Source organism: Streptomyces toyocaensis (assembly GCF_000725125.1).
GTDB lineage: Bacteria > Actinomycetota > Actinomycetes > Streptomycetales > Streptomycetaceae > Streptomyces > Streptomyces toyocaensis.
Window position 1 is genome coordinate 144019 of sequence record NZ_JFCB01000015.1, and the last position, 22062, is coordinate 166080.

A 22062-nucleotide genomic window follows, 5' to 3' on the forward strand; every position below is an offset into this window, starting at 1 on the left:
AACGTTCGTCTTCCCAACCATTACTCTCGGAGTGAGACCCGTGATCAAGCCGTTCCGCATCGACATCCCCCAGGCCGACCTCGACGACCTCACCGACCGCCTCTCCCGTACCCGCTGGCCCAACGAGGTCGCCGACGCGGGGTGGGACTACGGCTTCCCGCTGACGCGGCTGAAGGAGCTCGCAGAGTACTGGCGCACCGGCTACGACTGGCGTGCGCACGAGGCCAGGCTTAACGAACTCCCGCACTTCACCACCGTGATCGACGGCCAGACCGTCCACTTCGTCCACGTGCGGTCCGCGAAGCCGGACGCGCTCGCGCTGGTCCTCACGCACGGCTGGCCCGGGTCGTTCCTGGAGTTCCTCGACGTGATCGAGCCGCTGTCGCGCGACTTCCACCTGGTGATTCCGTCCATCCCGGGATACGGCTTCTCGGGCCCGACCCACCGGCGCGGCTGGGACATCGTCCACGTCGCCCGGGCCTGGGCCGAGCTGATGCGCCGCCTGGGCTACGAGCGCTACGGCGCGCAGGGCGGCGACTTCGGCTCGGGCATCTCCCTGGCGCTCGGTGCGGTGGCGCCTGAACAGGTCGTCGGAGTGCACGTCAACTACCTGCCCACCCGGCCGGACCCGGCCGCCGGCGTCGCCCTCTCGGACACGGACGAGGCCCGGCTGGACAAGGTCCGGCACCTGATGGCCCACCGCCCGCCGTACCAGGCGCTGCAGGCCACCACCCCGCAGACCATCGGCTACGCGCTCACCGACTCACCCGTGGGCCAGCTCGCCTGGATCGCCGAGCGCTTCGCCCAGTGGACCGACCCCCGCTCGCCGGTCGGCGACGAACGGATACTCACCGACGTCTCCCTGTACTGGCTCACCGCCACCGCGGCCTCCTCGGCACGGCTGCACCGCGAGGCGCCACGGCGGGCCGAGCCGTGCCCGGTGCCGGTGGGTGTGGCGGTGTTCGCGCACGACATCACCCAGTCGGTGCGACCGCTGGCCGAGCGGCTGTACGACGTCCGGCACTGGTCGGAGTTCGAGCGCGGCGGCCACTTCGCCGCGATGGAGGTACCGGACCTCCTCGCGGGGGACGTACGGGACTTCTTCCTCACCTTGCTGGGGAGGGCTGAAGCCTGCCTTGCCTGAATGACGAGCGGACGCCGGCCAGCGGCACCAGGCACCCGACCTTCCCAACGAGCTCGCCGACGTTCTGCTGTGTACGGACGGGCCGCTGAAGACGCTGATGCACCTGGCGCCGGGCAAAATGAGCGGCATGGTCAACGAGGGGAACATCGGCTTCACGCTGCCGCGGGGGGCGACAGGCTTCTTCCGGCCGAAGGACGGCCGGCTCCCAAGGACTGACCTGCGAGCGTTCCGCGCCGCTCTGTATGCCGCTGCCCGCGTGGTCGGAGGCGAAGTGGGCGAGGTGGAGGAACAGGCATACCCCCGGACCTTCCACACCGCAACGATCGTCACACGCGCAGGCGAGAACATCGTCCTGTGCCACGCTCATCACCCCTGGGTCGCCTTCGCCCGGACGCGTCGGGACTGGTACGGGGAGGAGTTCCTCAACCCGCCGCCGTGGGCTCACACGTTCACCGACGCGGGCTTCGTCGTGCTTGGTCATGAACAACTCGTCACACCGCTCTCCCACGTGGACACCTCAGTGCTCACGCAGGGCGAGTGGCGTGAGGTGCGTTTCTACGGCATCACCACGTTGGGCGGAGTGCTCTTCAACGCGTGGGACTGACATCCACACGGGAGGCCGTGATCGACGCCGGACCATGAACGACAAGCTAAGGCGCCTCGAGCGCACTTTGCCGACCGTCACTGGTCACCGGACGCAAGCGGTCCAGCTCGGTGCCGATCGCGTCCCGCAGCACGTCGTGCTGCGGACCGATTCCGAACTGCTCCTCACTCCACCGCTCACGCGGATAGAGCCATACCGGGGCACCCACCACGTCGGCCGGCTCCCACTGGTACCGCGGCCAGACATGCGCGTGCAGGAACGGGTCCGTGTTCCCCAGGATCTCGAGGTTGACCCGGCGGAAGGCCGGGTCCAGTCGCCGGCAGGCACGCTCGACCGCTTCACCGAGGTGGTCCATGTCGCACAGGAACGACAGCCGCTTCGTCCTCGGCAGGTCGGACAGCCGCTGCACGCTCGGTTCGTCCACGAGCAGAACCGAGTAGCCCGGCAGGAACTGCACATCCCCGATCACCGCGAACCCCGACGTCAACCGGCGCATCACGGTGGGGTTCTCGCCCCTCAGCGCGGCCCCGATCCGGTCCGTCCGCCAGTCACCAGTCATGGCCGAAACGTACATCCTGGTGGTTGAGGACCGCCGTGATGGCCGCTCGCACGGCCGTCACCACGTCCGGTGCAGGGTTGCCTTGCCGCCGGTCACCAGGCTGGCCGGCGGGACGTCATCGGCCACGACCGCACCGGCGGCGACCACGGCGTCACGGCCGATGCTGACGCTGGGCAGGATCGTGGCACCGGCACCGATCCACACGTTCTCCGCCACGTCGATGGGTGCGCCGGTGAGGTACAGCCGCCGCTCCTCGGGATCAACGGGGTGGCCGCTGGTGATGAACGTGACCTTCGGTCCGATCATCACGCGCTCGCCGAGCCGGATACCGGCATAGTCCAGGAACGTGCAGTTCTGGTTGATGAAGACGCGCTCGGCGAGATCGAGGTTCAGGCCGTGGTCCGTGTAGAAGGGCGGATAGATCGTGACTCTCGGCGGCAGCGGCTTGCCAAGGATCCGCTCGAACAGTTCCGCCTTGCCCGCTTCGTCTTCGAACGGCAGGACGTTCAGGCGGGAGGTGAGCTCGATGACCCGCAGGACCCTGTCGGCCATGGCCTGGAACTCGGCGCTGTGGATGCGCATGAGACGGTCACTGGACATGCCGCGATCCTTTCCGTGCAGCGGATCGATCATCTAGCAGCCCGCCTCCGCACCGCTGTTCACGACCGTGTCGGCCTCCACCGAGTATCCGGCACCGGTGGTGAGGTCGGGGCGGTTTCCGTGACCGTCCTCCGCGAGGCTCTCGGCGGTGAGGAAGACGATCCGCAGGACCGTCCCCTCCTTGACGAAGCACAGGTCACCGGACGCGGCTTCTGGCTCCGGCCGCCATCCGTCCCGTGCCGCTGCCGTCCGGTAGTGCGCGGTCACTTCGGCCGGAGTTCCGGGGAACGCGTAGGTCCGGGAGGCGTACACCGAGACGTCGCCGCTGTCCGCCCAGCAGCCGGCGCCCACCTCCTCGAAGCCGCGGGGGACCGTCGCCCCGGCGGGCCGGGAGCCGAGGATGCCGAGCCCAGCCATCTCCTTGACCCGGTCGTCGGTCCCTTCACAGTCCCTGGCGAGTTCCTGCAGCGCGCAGCCGGTCAACGTCCCGGCCGCGACCACGGCGGACAGGAGCAGGGACATCGGGCGTGCGGTACCCGCCGCCGGCCTCATCCGAGGGACGTCGTGCCGGTTCCCACCGGGCCAGGCCCCTTCAATTCCGCGAGGAAATGGGCGAACGCGGCGGTGGGGAAGGTGAGGGTGGACCATGCGGGGGCCTTGGAGTCGCGGACGGCTGTGATGGTGGGGGAGGGAGCGATCTCGACGCAGTTGTTGCCGTCGCCTCCGCCGGAGTAGGACGACCTGCGCCAATTGTCAGGGGTGGACACGGAGCCTCACAGTTCCTTGGCCAGTCTGTGGATGAAGTCGCGCGACCGGCTGGCGTCGAGCGACACGTCCACTACTCTACGGAAAACCGTTCGAAAGACGCCGAGTTGGGCCTCGGAGTCGATGAATCCGGTGCCGTGCGGGGCATCGCGTACAGCCGTGTCCAGCTTGGGCACCGCTCCGCCGGCGAGCATCATGGAGCTCCAGGCACCACCGAAGCCGTCCAGGTCGAAGGGGATGACCCGCACGGTGACGCGATCGGCTTCGGAGAGTTCCAGGAGCCGGGTGAGCTGGGACCTCGCAGTGATTCGGTCCCCGACTCTGATCCGCAGTGCCGCTTCATGGATGACCGCGTCATAGGGCACGGGGTTTGGGGCGTCGAGGATCACCTTGCGTTGCATCCGGTGACGAACTCGCAGTTCCAGCTCTTCGCGGGGAAGCTCGGGCACCCTTGAGGAAAAGGCGGCACGGGCGTAGTCCTCCGTCTGAAGCAGGCCTGGGATGAACAGAAACTCCACGTCACGTCGGTACGTGGAGTGGTGCTCCAACTCGGCCAGATCCAGGAATGAGGTCGGCAGGAGACCTCGGTACTCCTCCCACCAGCCACGACTCCGATCGGTCGCCATAACGACGAGCGCCTCGACGAACGTCTCGTCCGTGCAGGAGTAGTGCGCCGCCAGACGACGGAGGCGCTGTTCGCTCACGCCCGCGAGTCCGGACTCGATGTGACTGATCTGAACGCGCCCCACTCCGAGTAATGCCGCCGCCTCGACGGCGGATAGCCCTGCCGCATCACGCAGCCTGCGCAGTTCGACTGCCAGGCGCATCTGCCGAGCAGTGCATTCGCGCCTCAGGACCATGGACGACTCCCTCGATTCAACGGCCCAGCCAGTGAGACTCGTTCGGGTCCAGATTAGGCGATCAGCTTGCTGCGTATGACATGTTAGTCCTACCGTCAGTGACGCGACGCACACCGTGCGGCGCCGATCCATCGGAAGCGCACCGCTCCGCCCTGCCCTGACGGCTGCGGCATCGACACCGGGGTTCGACTCCAACTTCTCCTCACACCGACGGAGTTCCGCATGCCCGAGAACGAGCCCTGGGAGTACTCCCTCCACATCCCCAACGACCTCCGCGCCGTCACCGTCAGTCGCCGGACCCTGCGTCTGATCCTCACGATGCACGGGCTGATCCGTCTCGTCGACGTCGCCGAACTGCTCGCGACCGAGCTCGTCTCCAACGCCGTACGGCACACCAAGGGCCCCGCCGCCCTGCGCGTGCGCTGGTCGCCGCCGGGCACGCTGTGTATCGGGGCGTGGGACGCGGAACCCGAACCGCCGCAGCCGCCCCAGCCGTTCGAGGCGGGCGTCGAGTCGGAGGACGGGCGGGGCCTGGCCATGGTGCGGGCGTGCGCCGACGTGTGGGGCTGGCAGCCGCTGGCCAGGGACGGCAGCCGGGGCAAGTACGTGTGGTGCGAACTGTCGGCGGCATGACGGGCTCGCGGACAAATGAGTTGTCCGTAAGCGGCTTCCCACGGATGCTCGGCACTCATGAGCGGGGATGAAGTCGGCCGGCGGCTCGTGACGGCCGTCCAGGCCGGGGACAGGGAAGCGGTGCGGTCGTCACTGGACGCGGGCGCCGACCCGGACGCGCCGGGCGACGACGGGCTGCCGGTGCTGTGCACGGCCGTCGCGGCGTTCGACTCCGCCGTCGCCGATGTGCTGGTCGAGGGCGGGGCCGACCCGGACCGGGTGCTGCCCGACGGGACCACACCGTTGTGGCGGGCGGTCGACGGCGGCTCCCCGGCTGTCGTCACCGCCGTACTCGGCGACGAGCCCCGGCTGCGGCTGCCCGAGGAGACCCGCGAGCGACTGCTCGCCCTGGCCCGCGCCTGGTACGAGACGGGCGCGGCCGAGGAGTTGCGGCGCCGGACCGACGCCCCCGGACCGGCCGAAACGGTCCGCGTGCCGGACGACGCGGACGCGTACCACCAAATCCACCAGGTCTCGCTCGGCGGTCTCGTCGTACGGGACGGGCACGGCGCGATCCTGACCGCCCTGGAGTGGGCCTTCCGCGTCCTGACCCCGGTCGGCGAACTGGTCGCCCGGGCGGCCGGCCAGCCGGACGAGGAGCACGCCGTGTGGTGGGAGGTGATCCGGGTTCTCCTCCAGCGCCGCAGCTTCGAGACCTGGTCGGCGGTGGTGGCCCACCGCCACCACCCCGATCCGGCGTACCGTCGTTTCGTGGTGGAGTACCTGCGGTGCCGGGGAGTCCTCGTGTACGACTCCCCTTACGCGGAGCAGGAGGGCGACTTCCTGGGCGCCTGGGCGGCGGAGGAGACCGACGCCGAGATGCTCGCGAAGGTGCTGGAAGCCTTCGCCGAGTACGAGCATTCCGGCCTGGAGGTGGCCGGGCTGCGCCACGCGGGTCACCCCGACGCACGGGTCCGCCGACAGGTGCCCGAGCTCTTCCGCCCCTCCTGGGGCGCTTCTCTGACGCCCCCGGCCAGGGCCGCGCTGCTCACCCTCACTCGCGACCCGGACGCCAGGGTGCGGCTTCTCGCCTGCAGGGTGGCCGTCGCCGACGACGCCCTGCTCACCCCCGCCGTGCAGGCGCTCCTCGCACTGGCCGAGGGCCCGGACACCGGACTACGAGGCGGAGCGGCGGCACTCCTGGCCTCCTGCCCGGACCACTCGCCCGCGGTCGCCGACGCCCTGTTCGCGCTGCTGGACGAGGACGGCCACCTCACCCGCCTGGAGGCCGCCTACGGCCTCGCACTGCGCGACGACCCGCGCACCGTCGAGGCCATCGGGCGGATCGGGCACCTCGACGACACCTTCGCGGACGACCACCGGTGGTGCACGCTGTGGCGCTGGCAGTACGACAAGGAACACCCGGCCGCCGGGTGACGGTCCCCGGACGAGCGGGGAACAGCGGTGAACGGTGCCAAGTCCGACGAGGGCGAAGTCGATCCGTTCATCCAGGTCAGCGACCTGGACCTTGCTGGTTGACGAGAGCTTTGGCGCGCGCCTCAGGCGACGGTGTACTCCGCGTCCCCGAAGTCTGCGACTACTCGCAAGCGACCGCCGAGCGCTTCCACGTAGGCCCGGAGAGTCGCGACCTCCGCACGATCCAGCTCACCGTGCTCAATGGCGGAGACCCTAGGTGCCGAGACCCCCATTGACGCGGCGACTTGGCGCTGCGTCAACGCCTGTTCACGCCTGACCTCCGCGAGCTTGTGAGCACGCACTTCGGCGGTCAATCGGTCCATGGCCGCTTGCTTCTCCTGCGGCGACCGCACCGGCAGCCCCGAGGCCGCACGTCGCTCGCGCGCCCTGCGCTTGGTCTCCTCCCAGCTCACGGTGCTCATTCGTACTCCCTGGTTTCAAGATCAGCCAGATGTGCCTGGTACCGCTTCTCAGCGAGCGGAATATTGATGTCGTACCAGCGCTGCCAGTTTCCGGCCTTGTCACCGGCCACCAGCAGGACTGCCCGGCGCACCGGATCAAAGGCGAAGAGGATGCGGATCTCACTGCTCCCGGATGATCCCGGCCTCAACTCTTTCAGGTGATGGTTCTCAGCACCCTTGATCCGATCCACCAACGGACGGCCGAGCGTCGGGCCCGTTGCCGCCAACATGTCGATGGCGTCCTCTACCTGTTCAGAGCTGTCCCAGTCCTCTTCGGCCAAAGCCTCGAACCATGCCGCGACCTCCCCGACGAGAACCACTTCCCATTGAGCCACGGCCACGATGTTAATGCAAGGGTTAACCGCGCCGTGGTGGTCGACCAGGCCGGGGCCGACGCTCGGGGTGCACGCCGGGCAGCCCGCCGGACGGTCACGATTGGGTTTCGGCCACCCGGCAGCCCCTTGTCAGCCACCCGTGTAATCGATTCCAATCCTCCGTGTAATCGATTCCACGAGGAGGTGGAACGGCGATGGCGAGCATCAAGGACGTCGCCGCCGAGGCGGGGCTGTCCGTCGCCACGGTGTCGCGCGTGCTGAACGGGCATCCGTCGGTCAGCCAGGACGCCCGCCGGCGGGTGACGGCCGCCGTCGAGCGGCTGGGCTACCGGCCGAACGCCGTCGCGCGCTCCCTGCGCACCGACCAGACCCGCACGCTCGGACTGGTCATCAGCGACGTGATGAACCCGTACTTCACCGAGCTGGCCCGCTCCGTCGAGGAGGAGGCCCGCGCGCTCGGCTACAGCGTGATCATCGGCAACGCCGACGAGCGGCCCGATCTCCAGGACCACCACGTCACCACCCTGCTGGACCGGCGGATCGACGGGCTGCTCGTCTCCCCCACCGACGGCGGGTCGCCCGGGATGCTGGGCGCCGCACAGGCCGGGACGCCCATGGTGTTCGTCGACCGCTGGATCCCCGGCGTCGACGTGCCGGTCGTCAGGTCGGACGGGCGGGCCGCCGTACGGGACCTGGTGGCGCATCTGCACGGGATCGGGCACCGGCGGCTCGCGATCATCGCCGGGCCCGCCGCCACCACCACCGGCCGCGAGCGCGTGGACGCCTTCCGGGAGGCGCTCGGCGCGTACGGGCTCGCCCTCCCCGACGCCTACGTCGGCCAGGGCGACTTCCAGGCCGCCAGCGGGCGCCGGGTCACCGAGGGCTTCCTCGACCTGGCCGAGCCGCCCGAGGCCGTGTTCGCCGCCGACAACCTGATGGCACTCGGCGCCCTGGACGCCGTCCGCGCGCGCGGGCTGCGCGTCCCCGACGACATCGCGCTGGCCGCGTTCGACGACATCCCCTGGTTCGTGCACACCGATCCGCCGGTCACCGCCATCGCCCAGCCGACCCGCGAGCTGGGACGCGCCGCCGTGCGCGCGCTGGTCGACCGGATCGAGGGGCGGACAGGTGCGTCCGTCACCCTCCCGGCACGGCTGGTCGTCCGCCGTTCCTGCGGTGAGCCGGCCTCCCCAGAACCCCCGTCCCCCGTACGAAGGAGTACGCCGTGAGCAGCCGCAGTCCGGACGAGTTGCTGCGCATCGAGGGCATCCGCAAGACGTTCCCCGGCGTGGTCGCGCTCGACGGCGTCGACTTCGACCTGCGCCGGGGTGAGGTGCACGTGCTCCTCGGTGAGAACGGCGCGGGCAAGAGCACGCTGATCAAGATGCTCTCCGGCGCCTACACGCCCGACGCCGGCCGGATCGTGGTCGGTGGCGAGGAGGTGCGCATCCAGGGTGCGCAGGACTCCGAGCGGCTCGGGATCGCCACCATCTACCAGGAGTTCAACCTCGTTCCCGATCTGACGGTCGCCGAGAACATCTTCCTCGGGCGCCAGCCGCGCCGGCTGGGGATGATCGACCGGAAGAAGATGGAGGCGGACGCCGCGGTGCTGCTGGAGCGCGTCGGCGTGAGCGTCTCCCCCCGTGCCCGTGTGCGCGAACTCGGCATCGCACGGCTGCAGATGGTCGAGATCGCCAAGGCGCTGAGCCTCGACGCGCGGGTGCTCGTCATGGACGAGCCGACCGCCGTGCTGACCTCCGAGGAGGTCGAGAAGCTGTTCGCCATCGTGCGGCGGCTGCGTGAGGACGGGGTCGGGATCGTCTTCATCACCCATCACCTGGAGGAGATCGCCGCCCTCGGCGACCGGGTCACCGTCATCCGGGACGGCCGGAGCGTCGGGCAGGTGCCCGCCGCCACGCCCGAGGACGAACTCGTCCGGCTCATGGTCGGGCGGTCCATCGAGCAGCAGTACCCCCGCGAGCGGGGCGACGCCGGTGACGCGCTCCTCAAGGTCGACGGCCTGACCCGCGACGGCGTCTTCCACGACGTGAGCTTCGAGGTGCGGGCCGGTGAGGTCGTCGGCATCGCGGGGCTCGTCGGTGCCGGACGGACCGAGGTCGTCCGGGCGGTGTTCGGCGCCGATCCGTACGACGCGGGGACCGTGCACGTCGCGGGGACTCCGCTGAGGCGCCACGACGTGAACGCCGCCATGGCGGCCGGGATCGGCCTGGTGCCGGAGGACCGCAAGGGGCAGGGGCTCGTGCTCGACGCCTCCGTGGCGGAGAACCTCGGCCTGGTCACCCTGCGGTCCGCCTCCCGCGCGGGGCTCGTCGACCTCAAGGGGCAGCACGAGGCAGCCGAGCGGATCTCCGGGCAGCTCGGCGTGCGGATGGCCGGTCTCGGGCAGCACGTGCGGACGCTGTCCGGCGGCAACCAGCAGAAGGTCGTCATCGGCAAGTGGCTGCTGGCGAACACGAAGGTGCTGATCCTCGACGAGCCGACGCGCGGCATCGACGTCGGCGCGAAGGTCGAGATCTACCAGCTGATCAACGAACTGACGGCCGCCGGGGCCGCCGTGCTCATGATCTCCAGCGATCTGCCGGAGGTGCTGGGCATGAGCGACCGGGTCGTGGTCATGGCGCAGGGGCGCGTCGCGGGCGAACTCCCCGCCGAACGGGCCACCCAGGACGCCGTGATGGCACTCGCCGTCAGCACCCCCCACAGCAACAGCAGCAGCGACGGAACGGAGGCCGACCGTGGCCACTGACACGCTCAAGAGCAAGCCGGGCGCGCAGGGCGGCGCCACGGGCGGCCTGCGCCGCCTGCTCCTCGACAACGGCGCGCTGACCGCGCTGATCGTCCTCGTGATCGCCATGTCGGCGCTGTCCGGGGACTTCCTGACCGCCGACAACCTGCTCAACGTCGGCGTCCAGGCCGCCGTGACCGCGATCCTCGCCTTCGGCGTCACCTTCGTGATCGTCTCGGCGGGCATCGACCTGTCGGTCGGCTCGGTCGCCGCGCTGTCCGCCACCGTGCTGGCGTGGAGCGCCACTGAGGCCGGGATACCGGTCGCCCTGGCGGTCCTCCTCGCCGTCGCGACGGGCATCGTCTGCGGTCTGGTGAACGGTTTCCTCGTCTCGTACGGGAAGCTGCCGTCGTTCATCGCGACGCTGGCGATGCTCTCGGTGGCGCGCGGTCTGTCGCTCGTCATCTCGCAGGGCTCGCCCATCGCCTTCCCCGACTCCGTCTCCCACCTCGGTGACACGCTGGGCGGCTGGCTGCCGGTGCCGGTGCTCGTGATGGTCGTCATGGGGCTGCTCACCGCCTTCGTGCTCGGCCGGACCTACATCGGGCGCTCCATGTACGCCATCGGCGGCAACGAGGAGGCCGCGCGGCTGTCGGGCCTGCGCGTGAAGCGGCAGAAGCTCGCCATCTACGCCTTCTCCGGCCTCTTCGCCGCCGCCGCGGGCATCGTGCTCGCCTCCCGGCTGTCCTCCGCGCAGCCGCAGGCCGCGCAGGGCTACGAACTGGACGCCATCGCCGCCGTCGTCATCGGCGGCGCCTCGCTGGCGGGCGGCACCGGCAAGGCGTCGGGCACCCTGATCGGCGCGCTGATCCTCGCGGTGCTGCGCAACGGCCTCAACCTGCTGTCGGTGTCCGCGTTCTGGCAGCAGGTCGTCATCGGCGTGGTCATCGCTCTGGCGGTGCTGTTCGACACGCTGCGCCGCAAGGCCGGCGCGACCACCCCGGCGGCCGGGGCGTCCGGGAGCGGCAACCGGGGCAAGCAGGCACTCACGTACGTCATCGCCGCCGCCGTCGCCGTCGCGGTCGTCGGCGCGACCTCGCTGCTGCACAACGGGTCCCCGGCCGCGAAGACGCAGAAGATCGGCCTGTCGCTGTCGACGCTCAACAACCCGTTCTTCGTGCAGATCCGCACCGGGGCCGAGGAGGAGGCGAAGAAGCTGGGTGTCGACCTGACGGTCACCGACGCGCAGAACGACGCCTCCCAGCAGGCCAACCAGCTGCAGAACTTCACCAGCGGCTCGCTCTCGTCCGTCATCGTCAACCCGGTGGACTCCGACGCCGCCGGTCCCGCGGTCCGCGGCGCGAACAAGGCCGGCATCCCGGTCGTCGCGGTGGACCGCGGCGTCAACGAGGGGGACACGGCCGCGCTGGTCGCCTCCGACAACGTCGAGGGCGGCGCGCTGGGGGCCAGGGCGCTCGCCGAGAAGCTCGGCGGCAAGGGCACGATCGTCATCCTGCAGGGCCAGGCCGGCACCTCCGCCAGCAGGGAGCGCGGCGCGGGCTTCGCCGAGGGGCTCAAGGACTACCCGGGCATCAAGGTCGTCGCCAAGCAGCCCGCGGACTTCGACCGCACCAAGGGCCTGGACGTGATGACGAACCTGCTCCAGGCGCACCCCGGCATCAACGGCGTCTTCGCGGAGAACGACGAGATGGCGCTCGGCGCGATCAAGGCGCTCGGCTCCAAGGCCGGCAAGTCGGTCCAGGTCGTCGGCTTCGACGGCACGCCGGACGGGCTGAAGGCGGTCGAGGCCGGCACGTTGTACGCCTCCGTCGCGCAGCAGCCGTCGGAACTCGGCCGGATCGCGGTGCGGAACGCGTTGCGCGCCGCCGACGGCAAGAACGTGGAGAAGATGGTGAAGGTGCCCGTGAAGGTGGTCACCAAGGAGAACGTCGCCGGCTTCGAGGGCTGACGTTCCGGATCGGGGAGCGATTCATGTACGACTACGACCTCCTGGTCGTCGGATCGGCCAACGCCGACCTGGTGATCGGTGTCGAGCGCCGGCCGGAGGCCGGGGAGACCGTGCTCGGCTCCGACCTCGCCGTCCACCCGGGCGGCAAGGGCGCGAACCAGGCGGTCGCGGCCGCCCGGCTCGGTGCCCGTACGGCCCTGCTGGCCCGGGTCGGCGACGACGGGCACGGGCGGCTGCTGCTGGACTCGCAGCGGGCGGCCGGGGTGGACACGGTGGGTGTGCTCGTGGGCGGGGCGCCGACCGGGGTCGCGCTGATCACGGTGGACCCCTCGGGGGACAACAGCATCGTCGTCTCCCCGGGAGCCAACGGCCGGCTCACGCCTCAGGACGTGCGGACGGCCGCGAGCCTCTTCCACGCCTCCCGGGTGGTCTCCACCCAGCTGGAGATCCCGTTGGAGACGGTGGTGGAGGTGGTGCGGAGCCTGGCGCCGGGCAGCAGGTTCGTGCTGAACCCGTCCCCGCCGCGCCCGCTGCCGACGGAGGTGCTGACGGCCTGCGATCCGCTGATCGTCAACGAGCACGAGGCGAAGGTCGTCCTCGGCGACGCCGCCGGGGTGAGCGACGTGCCGGAGGACTGGGCCCGGCTGCTGCTGGCGAAGGGCCCCCGTTCGGTGGTGGTGACACTGGGCGGCGAGGGCGCGCTGGTCGCGTCCGCGGAGGGCGTCGCCCGGGTGCCGTCGGTGAAGGTGCACGCCGTGGACACCACCGGTGCGGGCGACGCCTTCACCGCCGCGCTGGCCTGGCGTCTCGGCGCGGGCGCGTCGCTCGCCGAGGCGGCGGCGTACGCGGCCCGGGTGGGGGCGGCGGCGGTCACCAAGGAGGGGGCGCAGGTGTCGTTCCCGACGGCGGAGGAGGTCGCCGCCCTGTGAAGAAGCACGGAATCCTGAACCGCGGGCTCTCCGGCGCACTGGCCGGCCTGGGGCACGGGGACGGGGTACTCGTGTGCGACGTCGGCATGCCGATACCCGACGGGCCGCACGTGGTGGACCTGGCCTTCCGGGCGGGGGTGCCCTCCTTCGCCGAGGTGCTCGAGGGGCTGCTGGCGGAGCTGGTGGTCGAGGGCGCGACGGCGGCGGCCGAGGTACGGGACGCCAATCCGGCGGCGGCCGGTCTGCTGGCGGGCCACTTCCCCGGTCTCGCGCTCGTGCCGCACGAGCGGCTCAAGGAGCTGAGCGCCGGCGCGCGGCTCGTCGTCCGCACCGGCGAGGCACGGCCGTACGCGAACGTGCTGCTGCGCTGCGGCGTGTTCTTCTGAGGCACCGCCCGACGCACGAACCTTCGAGGGGGCCCGGTCCGTCGACCGGGCCCCCTCGGTTCCCTCCCCCTGCCAGAACTCCCCGATCCCCCCCCCGGGTCCCCACCCAGAAGTCCTGACGCGAAGTTCGACCCGCGAGGTGGGGGGAGGGTTGCACGACCGGCACAAGAATTTTTCCCGGTCGCGGTGCTGTCCGAAGCACGGGATGCCGTCCAGCCCTGGACGTTCCGCCGGTGCGCCTCTCAGCAACGAGACGAAGGACCGGCGTACCGCAGGGTCAACATCACTGCTCACGCGGTCGCTAGCCTCTGCCTTGTGAAACAGCGGCAGCGGAAGAAGCTCTCTCGGCGTCTCTTCGAGGCGACCGTCGCGGGGGACGTCGTTTCGGGTGCAGGCCGTTCTGCGGGCCGGCGCGGACCCGGAGCGCAAGGACAGTGAGGGCATGACACCGCTCTACGCCGCGTCCGTGAACGGAGCCTCGGACGTTGTCCGGCTGCTCCTGGCCGCCGGGGCCTCCCCCGGCACCGAGAGCGGCGGGCCCGGACCGGAGGGCACGCCCCTGTGTGCGGCCGCATGCTGGGGACACACCGAGACCGTGATTGAACTGCTGCTGAACTTGATTGGGTGATGTCGGAGCCGTTCGCCTGACGGCGGCAGGTCCGCTCCCGTAGCCCTGGACCATGAGATACGCGCAAGGCGGCGGGTTGACCGACGCTGGGCGGGCCGCGAGGGAGCGGGTGCGGCTGCAGGCCGTGGAACGCTTCGAGGGCGGGCAGAAGAACAGGGAGATCGCTGCCGCGCTGCGGGTCAGCGAACGGTCGGTGGAACGGTGGCGCCGCCAGTGGCGCGAGCGCGGTGAAGCGGGGGTCCTGTCGAGGGGATCGCCTGGGCGGCCGAGGCTCAGCGAGAAGCAGATCGCGAGGCTGGAACGGGAGCTGGAACGCGGGCCGCTGGCCCATGGCTGGGCCGACCAGCGCTGGACACTGGCACGGATCAAGACGCTGATCGGCCGGCTGTTCCACGTGAGCTACACGGTGGAGGGAACGTGGCTGCTGCTGAAGCGACACGGCTGGTCCTGGCAGCAGCCCGCCCGGCGGGCGATCGAGCGCGACGACGCGGCGGTCGAGGCGTGGAAGAAGGAGACCTGGCCGCGGGTAAGAGCACCGCGGCGGCGTGTGACGGCTGGATCGTCTTCGAGGACGAAGCCGGCCAGTCGATGACGCCGCCGCGCGCGAGAAGCTGGGACGCAAGGGCGTAACGCCGGTGGTCCGGGTCCGTGGCCGGGGCTCGGGCCGGGTGTCCATGGCCGGGCTGACCTGCTATAAGCCTGGGAAGCGGTCGAGGATGTTCTACTCGGTCCGCGAGTACCGGGGCCGCAAGGGCGAGCCGAAGGGCATCGGCTGGCGCGACCTGCGCGACCTGCTGGTCAGGGCGCACATCCAGCTCGGCGGCCCGATCGTGCTCGTGTGGGACAACCTGCGCATGCACCTGGCCGAGCCACTGCGCGAGTTCATCGCCGCCCACGCGGACTGGCTCACCGTCTTCCAACTTCCGAGTTACTCACCGGACCTGAACCCGCAAGAGGGCATCTGGTCGCTGGTCAAGCGCGACATCGGCAACCTCGCCGCCGCCGACTTGGGCCAGATCACCCGGGCTGTGAAGCGCAGACTCAAGCAGATCCAGTACCGCCCGGACCTGGTCGACGGCTGTCTCACCGGCATCGGCCTGATCATGGACGGCTGACCGACATTCAGTCGCTGCACGCCACCAAAAAGCCATGGCAGGGGCCCATTCCCCGTCGTAGGGTCAGGCGACATGGCCGGTAGTCATCACGACAAGCACTTCTTTCCCGAACTCAAAACCAGCGTCTCCGGATTGACGCTGTGTGCACTCGATGCTGAGCAAGCCGATGAATATTACGCGCTCATCGACAGAAATCGCGAACACCTTACCCAGAACGGCGACTACCAGGCGCTGGCCGCATCGGACTACAAGACGGCACATGCCGAGCTGCTCGACGACCCCAGCCCGTCCCTCCGCTGCGGCGTCCTCCTTCACCGCACCCTCATCGGCCGCGTTGACCTTGTGGCCGTCAACCCACCCAAGTACGGCTTCGGATACTGGCTCGACCACGAGGCAACGGGCCATGGGTACGCCACTGCAGCCTGCCATACGCTGATCAAGTACGGAGCCACTATGTTGGGCGCCACCGACGTGTTCGCGGGCGTCACCCACGGAAATGGAAAGAGTGGCGCCGTACTGACCCGGCTCGGCTTCAAGGTCGCCGAGGTCTTCGAGACCTACACCCGATACCACTTGGCCCTCGTCGCCTCACCCTGCACATATCCCGCGTAACGGTGCGATCGGACCGAACCGGCAACCGTTAGGTGGACGGGCCCGACATCACCCAATCAACTTCAGTGGCACACGCCGCCGATCCGAACCTTCGCGAAGACCAGGGTGTGGGCCGCTCTCCTCTGGACTGGGCGCACAGCGGTTCTTACACCGAGACGCCCGCCTCCTCATCGCGTCGGGCGCGCTTCCTGCAGACCATGTTCAACAAAGCGCCTCACTTCAGGGAAAACCCAGAGGCTGCACGGAAGACGCTCACCCTCCACCGGAAATACTACCCATGATGTACCACTTGATGATTCGCGCCACTGATGCGCCAACTCGTCTGCCGCTTATTCTCGCTGATACGTTCCATGTCGCGTTGGCGCAGACGGATGTATCAGCAGGGTCGGAGTGGGAGGACCGCAACTGGGATGCTGTCGTCACCTGCGAGTACGAGCGCCTGCAAGGTGTTTTGAACTGGTCACTGACCATCTACGCAGCCCACGAAGTCGAGCACCGGCCAACGGAAGACGAACTGGCCGCGTCAATGGCCCGGCGGCTCTCGGTGTCGGTTTTCACTTCCTGGGACGCCAGGTTCCCGTGGGTTCGAAAGGTGGCCCTGCCGGACGGCGGCTCCACACTGGCAAGAGTGCTGCAACCCGAGGACGACAACCCTGCTTATACCGTCGACACCGCGGAGTCGAGACTCCCGGATCTCCCCGACGTCCCAGTGGTGCACCTACCGGAAGCAGTGCGAGCATACAAACTCACCACTCCGATCACCGACTCAGTCGAAAAGGAGGATCCCGCAGGAGCAATATTCAATGTTGTCGACCTCTCGAGAAACTGGGAGCGTCTGTGTTTGAGACTGCGCTCCGGGTTCCCTCCGCACGGGTGGTTTCCGGCGAACCTGTACCGCGAAGACCTGGAACTCCGGGACCGCCTCGGAGAAGCGATGGATGGGCTCTCCGCGGAGATCGCGGCAGACGCGGCTAGGGACGCAGTGGAGCAACTCGACGAGCTTTATCGACGTTTCACTATTGATGATGACGGACTGGCGCTTTCCTCAGCGCTGGATGAGGAGATCACGGGCCTGCCACGCCTGCCGTGGTACTGGCGTCGTCGCCCCCTCGCCCTGCCATGGTCCGAGAGGGTCGAGCAGAAAGCAGCGCCAGCCGATGACGAGACGCGCATCCAGTGATGGTCGTCGAGGCTCGGCCCCCTTCCGGGTCCGGGAGCGTTCGAGACGGAAGCGCCCTCGGTCGAACCCAGTCGGCGCAGAGGAGCAGGCTTCTGTGAGGCCCCGCTGGTCGAGTCGGAGTATCTGACCGAGCTTCCCACGTGATGCTGGGGTCCGCCGCCGAGCCCGCCCTGCACTATCCGCTGGGCGACGGATCGGACGCCGGTGCGCTGGTCGAGCTGCGCCGTCTGGCGGCTCACCTGCGGGCGGGTGTGCCCGGGGCGGAGGCCTGACGGGGTCCTCCGTCCCGGGTGGGCCCGGAGCGCGCCGCACACGTGCCGCGGGTCACGGTGCGGCTCAGGGTTCGACGTGTTCGGTGAACCTCCGGGCCGTCTCGGCGAGGACCTCGCGGCCGTCCCGGGCCCACAGCGCGTCGTTGAAAAGCTCGACCTCGATGGGGCCCGTGTACCCGGCCGCCTCCACGTGGGCCTTCCACTCCCGCAGGTCGATCGCGCCGTCGCCGATCTGGCCGCGGCCGTTGAGGACGCCCTCGGGCAGCGGGGTGGTCCAGTCGGCGAGCTGGAAGGTGTGGATGCGGCCCTGGGCGCCCGCGCGGGCGATCTGGGCGGGGGCGGTGTCGTCCCACCAGACGTGGTACGTGTCGACGGTGACGCCGACCTGGTCGGCGGGGAAGCGTTCCGCGATGTCCAGGGCCTGGGCGAGGGTGGAAACCACGCAGCGGTCGGAGGCGAACATGGGGTGCAGCGGCTCGATGGCCAGTCTCACGCCGTGCTCCCCCGCGTAGGGGCCGAGTTCGGCGAGCGCGTCCGCGATGCGTTCCCGGGCGCCGCGCAGGTCCTTGGAGCCGGCGGGGAGTCCGCCGGAGACCAGGACCAGGGTGTCGGTGCCGAGGGCCGCCGCCTCGTCGACGGCGCGGCGGTTGTCGGCCAGGGCGGCCGCCCGCTCGCCGGGGTCGCTCGCGGTGAGGAAGCCGCCGCGGCACAGCGTCGTCACCGCCAGGCCCGCGTCGCGCACCAGTTTCGCGGCCGCCTCGACGCCGTACTCCCGGACCGGCTCGCGCCACAGGCCGACGCCCGGTACGCCCAGGTCGCGGCAGGCGTCGACGAGGTCCGGCAGGGACAGCCGGCGGACCGTCATCTGGTTGATGCTGAAGCGGGAGAGGTCGGTCACGGGGTCACTCCGTACAGGTGCAGCAGGGTCCTCATCCGTTCCTCGGCCAGCTTCGGGTCGGGGAACAGGCCGAGTCCGTCGGCGAGTTCGTAGGCGCGGGCGAGGTGCGGCAGGGACCGGGCCGACTGCAGGCCGCCGACCATCGTGAAGTGCGACTGGTGGCCGGCCAGCCAGGCGAGGAGGACCACGCCCGTCTTGTAGAAGCGGGTGGGGGCCCGGAAGAGGTGACGGGAGAGTGCGACGGTCGGGTCGAGGAGGGTGCGGAAGCCCTCCGTGTTCCCGGTGTCGAGCACGCGGACCGCCTCCGCCGCGAGCGGGCCGAGCGGGTCGAAGATGCCGAGCAGGGCGTGGCTGAAGCCCTGCTCGTCGCCGGCGATCAGCTCGGGGTAGTGGAAGTCGTCGCCGGTGTAGCAGCGAACGCCCCGCGGCAGGCGGCGGCGCAGGTCGACCTCGCGGCGGGCGTCCAGGAGGGAGACCTTGATGCCGTCGACCTTGTCCGGGTGGGCGGCGATGACCTCCAGGAAGGTGCCGGTGGCCGCGTCGAGGTCGGAGGAGCCCCAGTAGCCCTCAAGGGCCGGGTCGAACATCGGGCCGAGCCAGTGCAGGATCACGGGCTCGGCGGACTGGCGGAGCAGGTGGCCGTACACCTCCAGGTAGTCGTCCGGTCCCTGGGCCGTCGCGGCGAGGGCGCGGGACGCCATGAGGACGGCCTGCGCGCCCGATTCCTCGGTGACCGCGAGCTGTTCCTCGTACGCCGCCCGTATGTCGGCGAGGGTGCCGCCGGTGAGCTGGTCGGTGCCCACGCCGCAGGCGATGCGGCCGCCGACCGCCTTCGCCTCGGCGGCGGAGCGGCGGATCAGCTCGGCCGCGCCCGCCCAGTCCAGGCCCATGCCGCGCTGCGCGGTGTCCATGGCCTCGGCGACGCCCAGGCCGTGCGACCACAGGTGGTGGCGGAAGGCGAGGGTGGCGTCCCAGTCGACGGCCGCCGGTGAGTCGGGGGTGGTGTCGGCGTACGGGTCGGCGACGACGTGCGCGGCCGAGAAGACCGTGCGGGAGGTGAGGGGGGCGCCGGGGGTGGGGGCGAAGGGCTCGGTGCGGGGCTCGTAGGGCCTGAGGGTGCCGTGCGCGTCGGGCAGGTGGAGGGTCACAGCGCGATCTCCGGCACGTCGAGGCGGCGGCCCTCGGCCGAGGACCTCAGGCCCAGTTCGGCGAGCTGGACGCCGCGGGCGCCGGCCAGCAGGTCCCAGTGGTAGGGGGCGTCGGCGTGGACGTGCTTGAGGAACAGCTCCCACTGGGCCTTGAAGCCGTTGTCGAACGCGCCGTTGTCGGGGACCTCCTGCCACTGGTCGCGGAAGGTCTCGGTGACGGGGAGGTCCGGGTTCCAGACCGGCTTGGGGGTGGCGGAGCGGTGCTGGACGCGGCAGTTGCGCAGCCCGGCGACGGCGGAGCCCTCGGTGCCGTCGACCTGGAACTCGACGAGTTCGTCGCGGTTGACGCGGACCGCCCAGGAGGAGTTGATCTGGGCGATCGCTCCGCCGTCCAGTTCGAAGACGCCGTAGGCGGCGTCGTCGGCGGTGGCGTCGTAGGGCTTGCCGTTCTCGTCCCAGCGCTGCGGGAGGTGGGTGGCGGTGAGGGCCTGGACGGACCGCACCCGGCCGAACAGCTCGTGCAGCACGTACTCCCAGTGCGGGAACATGTCGACGACGATGCCGCCGCCGTCCTCGGCGCGGTAGTTCCACGACGGGCGCTGGGCCTCCTGCCAGTCGCCCTCGAAGACCCAGTAGCCGAACTCGCCGCGCACGGAGAGGATCCGGCCGAAGAAGCCGCCGTCGACGAGGCGCTTCAGCTTGAGCAGGCCGGGGAGGAACAGCTTGTCCTGGACGACGCCGTGCTTGACGCCGGCGGCGTTCGCCAGGCGGGCCAGCTCCAGGGCGCCGTGGAGGCCGGTGGCGGTGGGCTTCTCGGTGTAGAGGTGCTTGCCGGCGGCGATCGCCTTCCTGAGGGCCTCCTCGCGGGCGGAGGTCACCTGGGCGTCGAAGTAGATGTCGATGCTGTCGTCGGCGAGGACCTCGTCCAGGTCGGTGGAGACGTGGTCGAGGCCGTGGCGTTCGGCGAGCGCCCTCAGGGCGTGCTCGCGGCGGCCGACCAGGACCGGCTCCGGCCACAGCACGGTGCCGTCGCCGAGATCGAGGCCGCCCTGTTCGCGCAGGGCCAGGATGGAGCGGACGAGGTGCTGCCGGTAACCCATGCGTCCGGTCACACCGTTCATGGCGATTCGCACCGTCTTGCGTGTCACGTCGTTCCCTTCGTACGCGGTCCGCGCGCCGCGTACGCCCCACCCGTCGTGCGGCGGGGGCCGTCGCGGGACGGGTGACTGGTGAACGTCACAGCAAGCGCTTTCTATGTAGGGAGAAGTTAGCCTCTGAACGGCGCCCCGGACAAGACCGTCACGCCTCCCGGCTTGTTCGAGGGGGCGAACGAACGGGCGTGGAGCCGTAGGGTCTGCTCGGAACCACGACGACACGCGCGACCGGAGGACGAGACATGACGGTGACCCTGGCGGACGTGGCGGCGCGCGCACAGGTCTCACCCGCGACGGTGTCGCGCGTGCTCAACGGGAACTACCCCGTGGCCGCGTCCACCCGCGAGCGGGTGCTGAAGGCCGTGGACGAGCTGGACTACGTGCTCAACGGGCCCGCCAGCGCCCTGGCGGCCGCCACGTCCGACCTGGTCGGCATCCTGGTGAACGACATCGCCGACCCGTTCTTCGGAATCATGGCGAGTGCGATCCAGGCGGAGATCGGGGGGCCGGGCGGGCGCGCGGGCGGGGAGAGACTCGCGGTCGTGTGCAACACGGGCGGCTCGCCCGAGCGTGAACTCACCTATCTGACGCTGCTCCAGCGGCAGCGGGCGGCGGCGGTGGTGCTGACCGGCGGCGCGATCGAGGACGCGCCGCACCGGGCCGCGATGGACGTGAAGCTGCGGAAGCTGGCGGAGGCCGGGACGCGGGTGGTGCTGTGCGGGCGGCCGCAGGCGCCGGAGACCGGGGCGATCGCGCTGACCTTCGACAACCGCGGCGGCGGGCAGGAACTCACCGAGCACCTCATCGGGCTCGGGCACCGGCGGCTGGGGTACATCGCGGGGCCGCAGGAACGCACGACCACCCGGCACCGGCTGGAGGGTCACCGGGCCGCGCTGGCCGCGCACGGCATCGAGGAGGACCCGCGGTGGACCGTGCACGGCCGGTACGACCGGCGGTCGGGCTACGAGGCCACGCTGGAACTCCTGCGCCGTGATCCGTCGTTGACGGCCGTGGTCGCCGCCAACGACTCCGTCGCGCTGGGGGCGTGCGCGGCGCTGCGGGAGTCGGGTCTGCGGATTCCGGACGACGTGTCGGTGGCCGGGTTCGACGATCTGCCGTTCAGCATCGACGCGGTGCCGGCGCTGACGACGGTGCGGTTGCCGCTGGCGGAGGCGGGGGCGCGGGCGGGACGGATCGCGATGGGGCGGGAGGAGGCACCGGCGGACGGGATCGCCGTGGTGCGCGGGGAGTTGGTGGTGCGGGGGTCCACGGCGGCGCCGCGGGGGTGATCGGGCACGGCCCGGTCGCTTCGGAGCGCGGGGCCTGCTCGTCGTGGGCGGGTGCGGGTTGTGGGGGCTGGGCGCGCAGTTCCCCGCGCCCCTGAGGGTGTCCGGGTGAGCGGGACCGCTTGTGCGCGGAGAGTTCGGGCACGGCGGGGCCGCGGGGGTGATCGTGCACGGCCCGGCGGTTCCGGGTGCGGGGCCTGCTCGTCGTCGGCGGGTGCGGGTCGTGGGGGCTGGGCGCGCAGTTCCCCGCGGCCCCTGACGGGTGTCCGGGTGTAGCGGGACCGACTTGTGCGCGGAGACGTTCGAGGGTCCGCGGCGGGGCC

Annotated in this window: 23 protein-coding genes and 2 pseudogenes; 15 read left to right on the forward strand and 10 right to left on the reverse strand. The window is 70.5% G+C overall.

The window, feature by feature from the left end:
- Positions 1–40: 40 nt before the first annotated feature.
- Together BU52_RS18010 and BU52_RS18015 are read left to right on the forward strand one after the other, a co-directional pair.
- The gene (locus BU52_RS18010) at positions 41–1144 is read left to right on the forward strand and encodes an epoxide hydrolase family protein (protein ID WP_037935459.1); all 1104 of its coding nucleotides are present in this window, start codon (positions 41–43) and stop codon (positions 1142–1144) included.
- A 127-nt stretch (positions 1145–1271) separates the two neighbouring features.
- Positions 1272–1748, forward strand: a complete 477-nt coding sequence (locus BU52_RS18015; RefSeq protein ID WP_078903311.1) for a hypothetical protein — start codon at positions 1272–1274, stop codon at positions 1746–1748.
- Between the two features lie 46 nt (positions 1749–1794).
- Here BU52_RS18015 and BU52_RS18020 read toward each other — a convergent pair whose 3' ends face one another.
- Genes BU52_RS18020 through BU52_RS18035 form a run of 5 tightly spaced genes read right to left on the reverse strand, consistent with a single transcriptional unit; the run spans position 1795 to position 4532 of the window.
- Positions 1795–2307 carry a diadenosine tetraphosphate hydrolase gene (locus tag BU52_RS18020; RefSeq protein ID WP_051858337.1) on the reverse strand — a complete coding sequence of 171 codons (513 nt, stop codon included), beginning with the start codon at positions 2305–2307 and terminating at the stop codon, positions 1795–1797.
- A 57-nt stretch (positions 2308–2364) separates the two neighbouring features.
- On the reverse strand, positions 2365–2907 hold the full coding sequence (locus BU52_RS18025) for a DapH/DapD/GlmU-related protein (RefSeq protein WP_037935543.1): 543 nt from the start codon (positions 2905–2907) through the stop codon (positions 2365–2367).
- Positions 2908–2940: 33 nt separating this feature from the next.
- Positions 2941–3429 (reverse strand): hypothetical protein, encoded by a 489-nt coding sequence (locus BU52_RS18030; RefSeq protein ID WP_235216369.1) that lies wholly within the window; start codon positions 3427–3429, stop codon positions 2941–2943.
- A gap of 26 nt (positions 3430–3455) precedes the next feature.
- Entirely contained in the window at positions 3456–3674 is a 219-nt protein-coding gene (locus BU52_RS33745) for a DUF397 domain-containing protein (RefSeq protein WP_078903306.1), read from the reverse strand.
- Positions 3675–3680: 6 nt separating this feature from the next.
- Entirely contained in the window at positions 3681–4532 is an 852-nt protein-coding gene (locus BU52_RS18035; protein ID WP_037935467.1) for a helix-turn-helix domain-containing protein, read from the reverse strand.
- A gap of 222 nt (positions 4533–4754) precedes the next feature.
- Here BU52_RS18035 and BU52_RS18040 point away from each other — a divergent pair, with 222 nt between their 5' ends.
- The gene (locus BU52_RS18040; protein ID WP_037935469.1) at positions 4755–5165 is read left to right on the forward strand and encodes an ATP-binding protein; all 411 of its coding nucleotides are present in this window, start codon (positions 4755–4757) and stop codon (positions 5163–5165) included.
- Positions 5166–5222: 57 nt separating this feature from the next.
- Entirely contained in the window at positions 5223–6581 is a 1359-nt protein-coding gene (locus BU52_RS18045) for a hypothetical protein (protein ID WP_037935474.1), read from the forward strand.
- A gap of 122 nt (positions 6582–6703) precedes the next feature.
- Here the strand turns inward: BU52_RS18045 and BU52_RS18050 are convergent, their stop codons facing one another.
- Together BU52_RS18050 and BU52_RS18055 are read right to left on the reverse strand one after the other, a co-directional pair.
- Complete coding sequence (locus tag BU52_RS18050) at positions 6704–7042, reverse strand: XRE family transcriptional regulator (RefSeq protein WP_037935478.1); 339 nt, start codon at positions 7040–7042, stop codon at positions 6704–6706.
- On the reverse strand, positions 7039–7425 hold the full coding sequence (locus BU52_RS18055; RefSeq protein ID WP_407702046.1) for a type II toxin-antitoxin system RelE/ParE family toxin: 387 nt from the start codon (positions 7423–7425) through the stop codon (positions 7039–7041). Before BU52_RS18055 ends, BU52_RS18050 begins: the two co-directional genes overlap by 4 nt.
- A 185-nt stretch (positions 7426–7610) precedes the next feature.
- Here BU52_RS18055 and BU52_RS18060 point away from each other — a divergent pair, with 185 nt between their 5' ends.
- From BU52_RS18060 to BU52_RS36410, 10 genes and pseudogenes are all read left to right on the forward strand, one after another.
- On the forward strand, positions 7611–8645 hold the full coding sequence (locus BU52_RS18060) for a LacI family DNA-binding transcriptional regulator (RefSeq protein ID WP_037935485.1): 1035 nt from the start codon (positions 7611–7613) through the stop codon (positions 8643–8645).
- Positions 8642–10183, forward strand: coding sequence for a sugar ABC transporter ATP-binding protein (locus BU52_RS18065; RefSeq protein ID WP_037935487.1), 1542 nt, complete (start codon positions 8642–8644; stop codon positions 10181–10183). Before BU52_RS18060 ends, BU52_RS18065 begins: the two co-directional genes overlap by 4 nt.
- The gene (locus tag BU52_RS18070; protein WP_037935490.1) at positions 10173–12131 is read left to right on the forward strand and encodes an ABC transporter permease/substrate-binding protein; all 1959 of its coding nucleotides are present in this window, start codon (positions 10173–10175) and stop codon (positions 12129–12131) included. The genes BU52_RS18065 and BU52_RS18070 overlap by 11 nt, the downstream gene beginning before the upstream one ends.
- A 23-nt stretch (positions 12132–12154) precedes the next feature.
- The gene (locus tag BU52_RS18075) at positions 12155–13060 is read left to right on the forward strand and encodes a ribokinase (protein WP_037935494.1); all 906 of its coding nucleotides are present in this window, start codon (positions 12155–12157) and stop codon (positions 13058–13060) included.
- Positions 13057–13446 (forward strand): D-ribose pyranase, encoded by a 390-nt coding sequence (gene rbsD / locus BU52_RS18080; RefSeq protein WP_037935497.1) that lies wholly within the window; start codon positions 13057–13059, stop codon positions 13444–13446. Before BU52_RS18075 ends, rbsD begins: the two co-directional genes overlap by 4 nt.
- Before the next feature lie 315 nt (positions 13447–13761).
- Positions 13762–14056 (forward strand): annotated as a pseudogene (locus BU52_RS37160) (ankyrin repeat domain-containing protein); the annotation flags it as partial.
- 70 nt (positions 14057–14126) lie between these two features.
- A pseudogene (locus tag BU52_RS37280) lies at positions 14127–15189 on the forward strand (IS630 family transposase).
- Positions 15190–15261: 72 nt separating this feature from the next.
- Positions 15262–15801, forward strand: coding sequence for a GNAT family N-acetyltransferase (locus BU52_RS18100; protein ID WP_037935503.1), 540 nt, complete (start codon positions 15262–15264; stop codon positions 15799–15801).
- Between the two features lie 358 nt (positions 15802–16159).
- Positions 16160–16981, forward strand: coding sequence for a hypothetical protein (locus BU52_RS18105; protein ID WP_157847891.1), 822 nt, complete (start codon positions 16160–16162; stop codon positions 16979–16981).
- A gap of 143 nt (positions 16982–17124) precedes the next feature.
- Positions 17125–17253: a hypothetical protein gene (locus BU52_RS36410; RefSeq protein ID WP_235216371.1), complete on the forward strand. Its 129-nt coding sequence runs from the start codon at positions 17125–17127 to the stop codon at positions 17251–17253.
- A 64-nt stretch (positions 17254–17317) separates the two neighbouring features.
- Here BU52_RS36410 and BU52_RS18110 read toward each other — a convergent pair whose 3' ends face one another.
- From BU52_RS18110 to BU52_RS18120, 3 genes are read right to left on the reverse strand one after another with little or no spacing between them, the layout of a single operon-like run.
- Entirely contained in the window at positions 17318–18151 is an 834-nt protein-coding gene (locus BU52_RS18110; protein ID WP_037935506.1) for a sugar phosphate isomerase/epimerase family protein, read from the reverse strand.
- Complete coding sequence (locus BU52_RS18115) at positions 18148–19299, reverse strand: dihydrodipicolinate synthase family protein (RefSeq protein WP_037935507.1); 1152 nt, start codon at positions 19297–19299, stop codon at positions 18148–18150. Before BU52_RS18115 ends, BU52_RS18110 begins: the two co-directional genes overlap by 4 nt.
- Positions 19296–20447, reverse strand: a complete 1152-nt coding sequence (locus BU52_RS18120) for a Gfo/Idh/MocA family protein (RefSeq protein WP_037935508.1) — start codon at positions 20445–20447, stop codon at positions 19296–19298. Before BU52_RS18120 ends, BU52_RS18115 begins: the two co-directional genes overlap by 4 nt.
- Positions 20448–20695: 248 nt before the next feature.
- On the opposite strand from BU52_RS18120, the gene BU52_RS18125 reads away from it, so the two are divergent.
- Positions 20696–21742: a LacI family DNA-binding transcriptional regulator gene (locus BU52_RS18125; RefSeq protein WP_037935511.1), complete on the forward strand. Its 1047-nt coding sequence runs from the start codon at positions 20696–20698 to the stop codon at positions 21740–21742.
- Positions 21743–22062: the final 320 nt, after the last annotated feature.

What these genes read in the sequence shown, in the direction of transcription:
- BU52_RS18015 (WP_078903311.1), top strand. Translation starts at nt 1,272, where the DNA reads ATGGTCAACGAGGGGAACATCGGCTTCACGCTGCCGCGGGGGGCGACA.
- BU52_RS18020 (WP_051858337.1), bottom strand. Translation starts at nt 2,307, where the DNA reads ATGACTGGTGACTGGCGGACGGACCGGATCGGGGCCGCGCTGAGGGGC.
- BU52_RS18025 (WP_037935543.1), bottom strand. Translation starts at nt 2,907, where the DNA reads ATGTCCAGTGACCGTCTCATGCGCATCCACAGCGCCGAGTTCCAGGCC.
- BU52_RS18030 (WP_235216369.1), bottom strand. Translation starts at nt 3,429, where the DNA reads ATGTCCCTGCTCCTGTCCGCCGTGGTCGCGGCCGGGACGTTGACCGGC.
- BU52_RS18035 (WP_037935467.1), bottom strand. Translation starts at nt 4,532, where the DNA reads ATGGTCCTGAGGCGCGAATGCACTGCTCGGCAGATGCGCCTGGCAGTC.
- BU52_RS18040 (WP_037935469.1), top strand. Translation starts at nt 4,755, where the DNA reads ATGCCCGAGAACGAGCCCTGGGAGTACTCCCTCCACATCCCCAACGAC.
- BU52_RS18045 (WP_037935474.1), top strand. Translation starts at nt 5,223, where the DNA reads ATGAGCGGGGATGAAGTCGGCCGGCGGCTCGTGACGGCCGTCCAGGCC.
- BU52_RS18050 (WP_037935478.1), bottom strand. Translation starts at nt 7,042, where the DNA reads ATGAGCACCGTGAGCTGGGAGGAGACCAAGCGCAGGGCGCGCGAGCGA.
- BU52_RS18060 (WP_037935485.1), top strand. Translation starts at nt 7,611, where the DNA reads ATGGCGAGCATCAAGGACGTCGCCGCCGAGGCGGGGCTGTCCGTCGCC.
- BU52_RS18075 (WP_037935494.1), top strand. Translation starts at nt 12,155, where the DNA reads ATGTACGACTACGACCTCCTGGTCGTCGGATCGGCCAACGCCGACCTG.
- BU52_RS18100 (WP_037935503.1), top strand. Translation starts at nt 15,262, where the DNA reads ATGGCCGGTAGTCATCACGACAAGCACTTCTTTCCCGAACTCAAAACC.
- BU52_RS36410 (WP_235216371.1), top strand. Translation starts at nt 17,125, where the DNA reads ATGCTGGGGTCCGCCGCCGAGCCCGCCCTGCACTATCCGCTGGGCGAC.
- BU52_RS18125 (WP_037935511.1), top strand. Translation starts at nt 20,696, where the DNA reads ATGACGGTGACCCTGGCGGACGTGGCGGCGCGCGCACAGGTCTCACCC.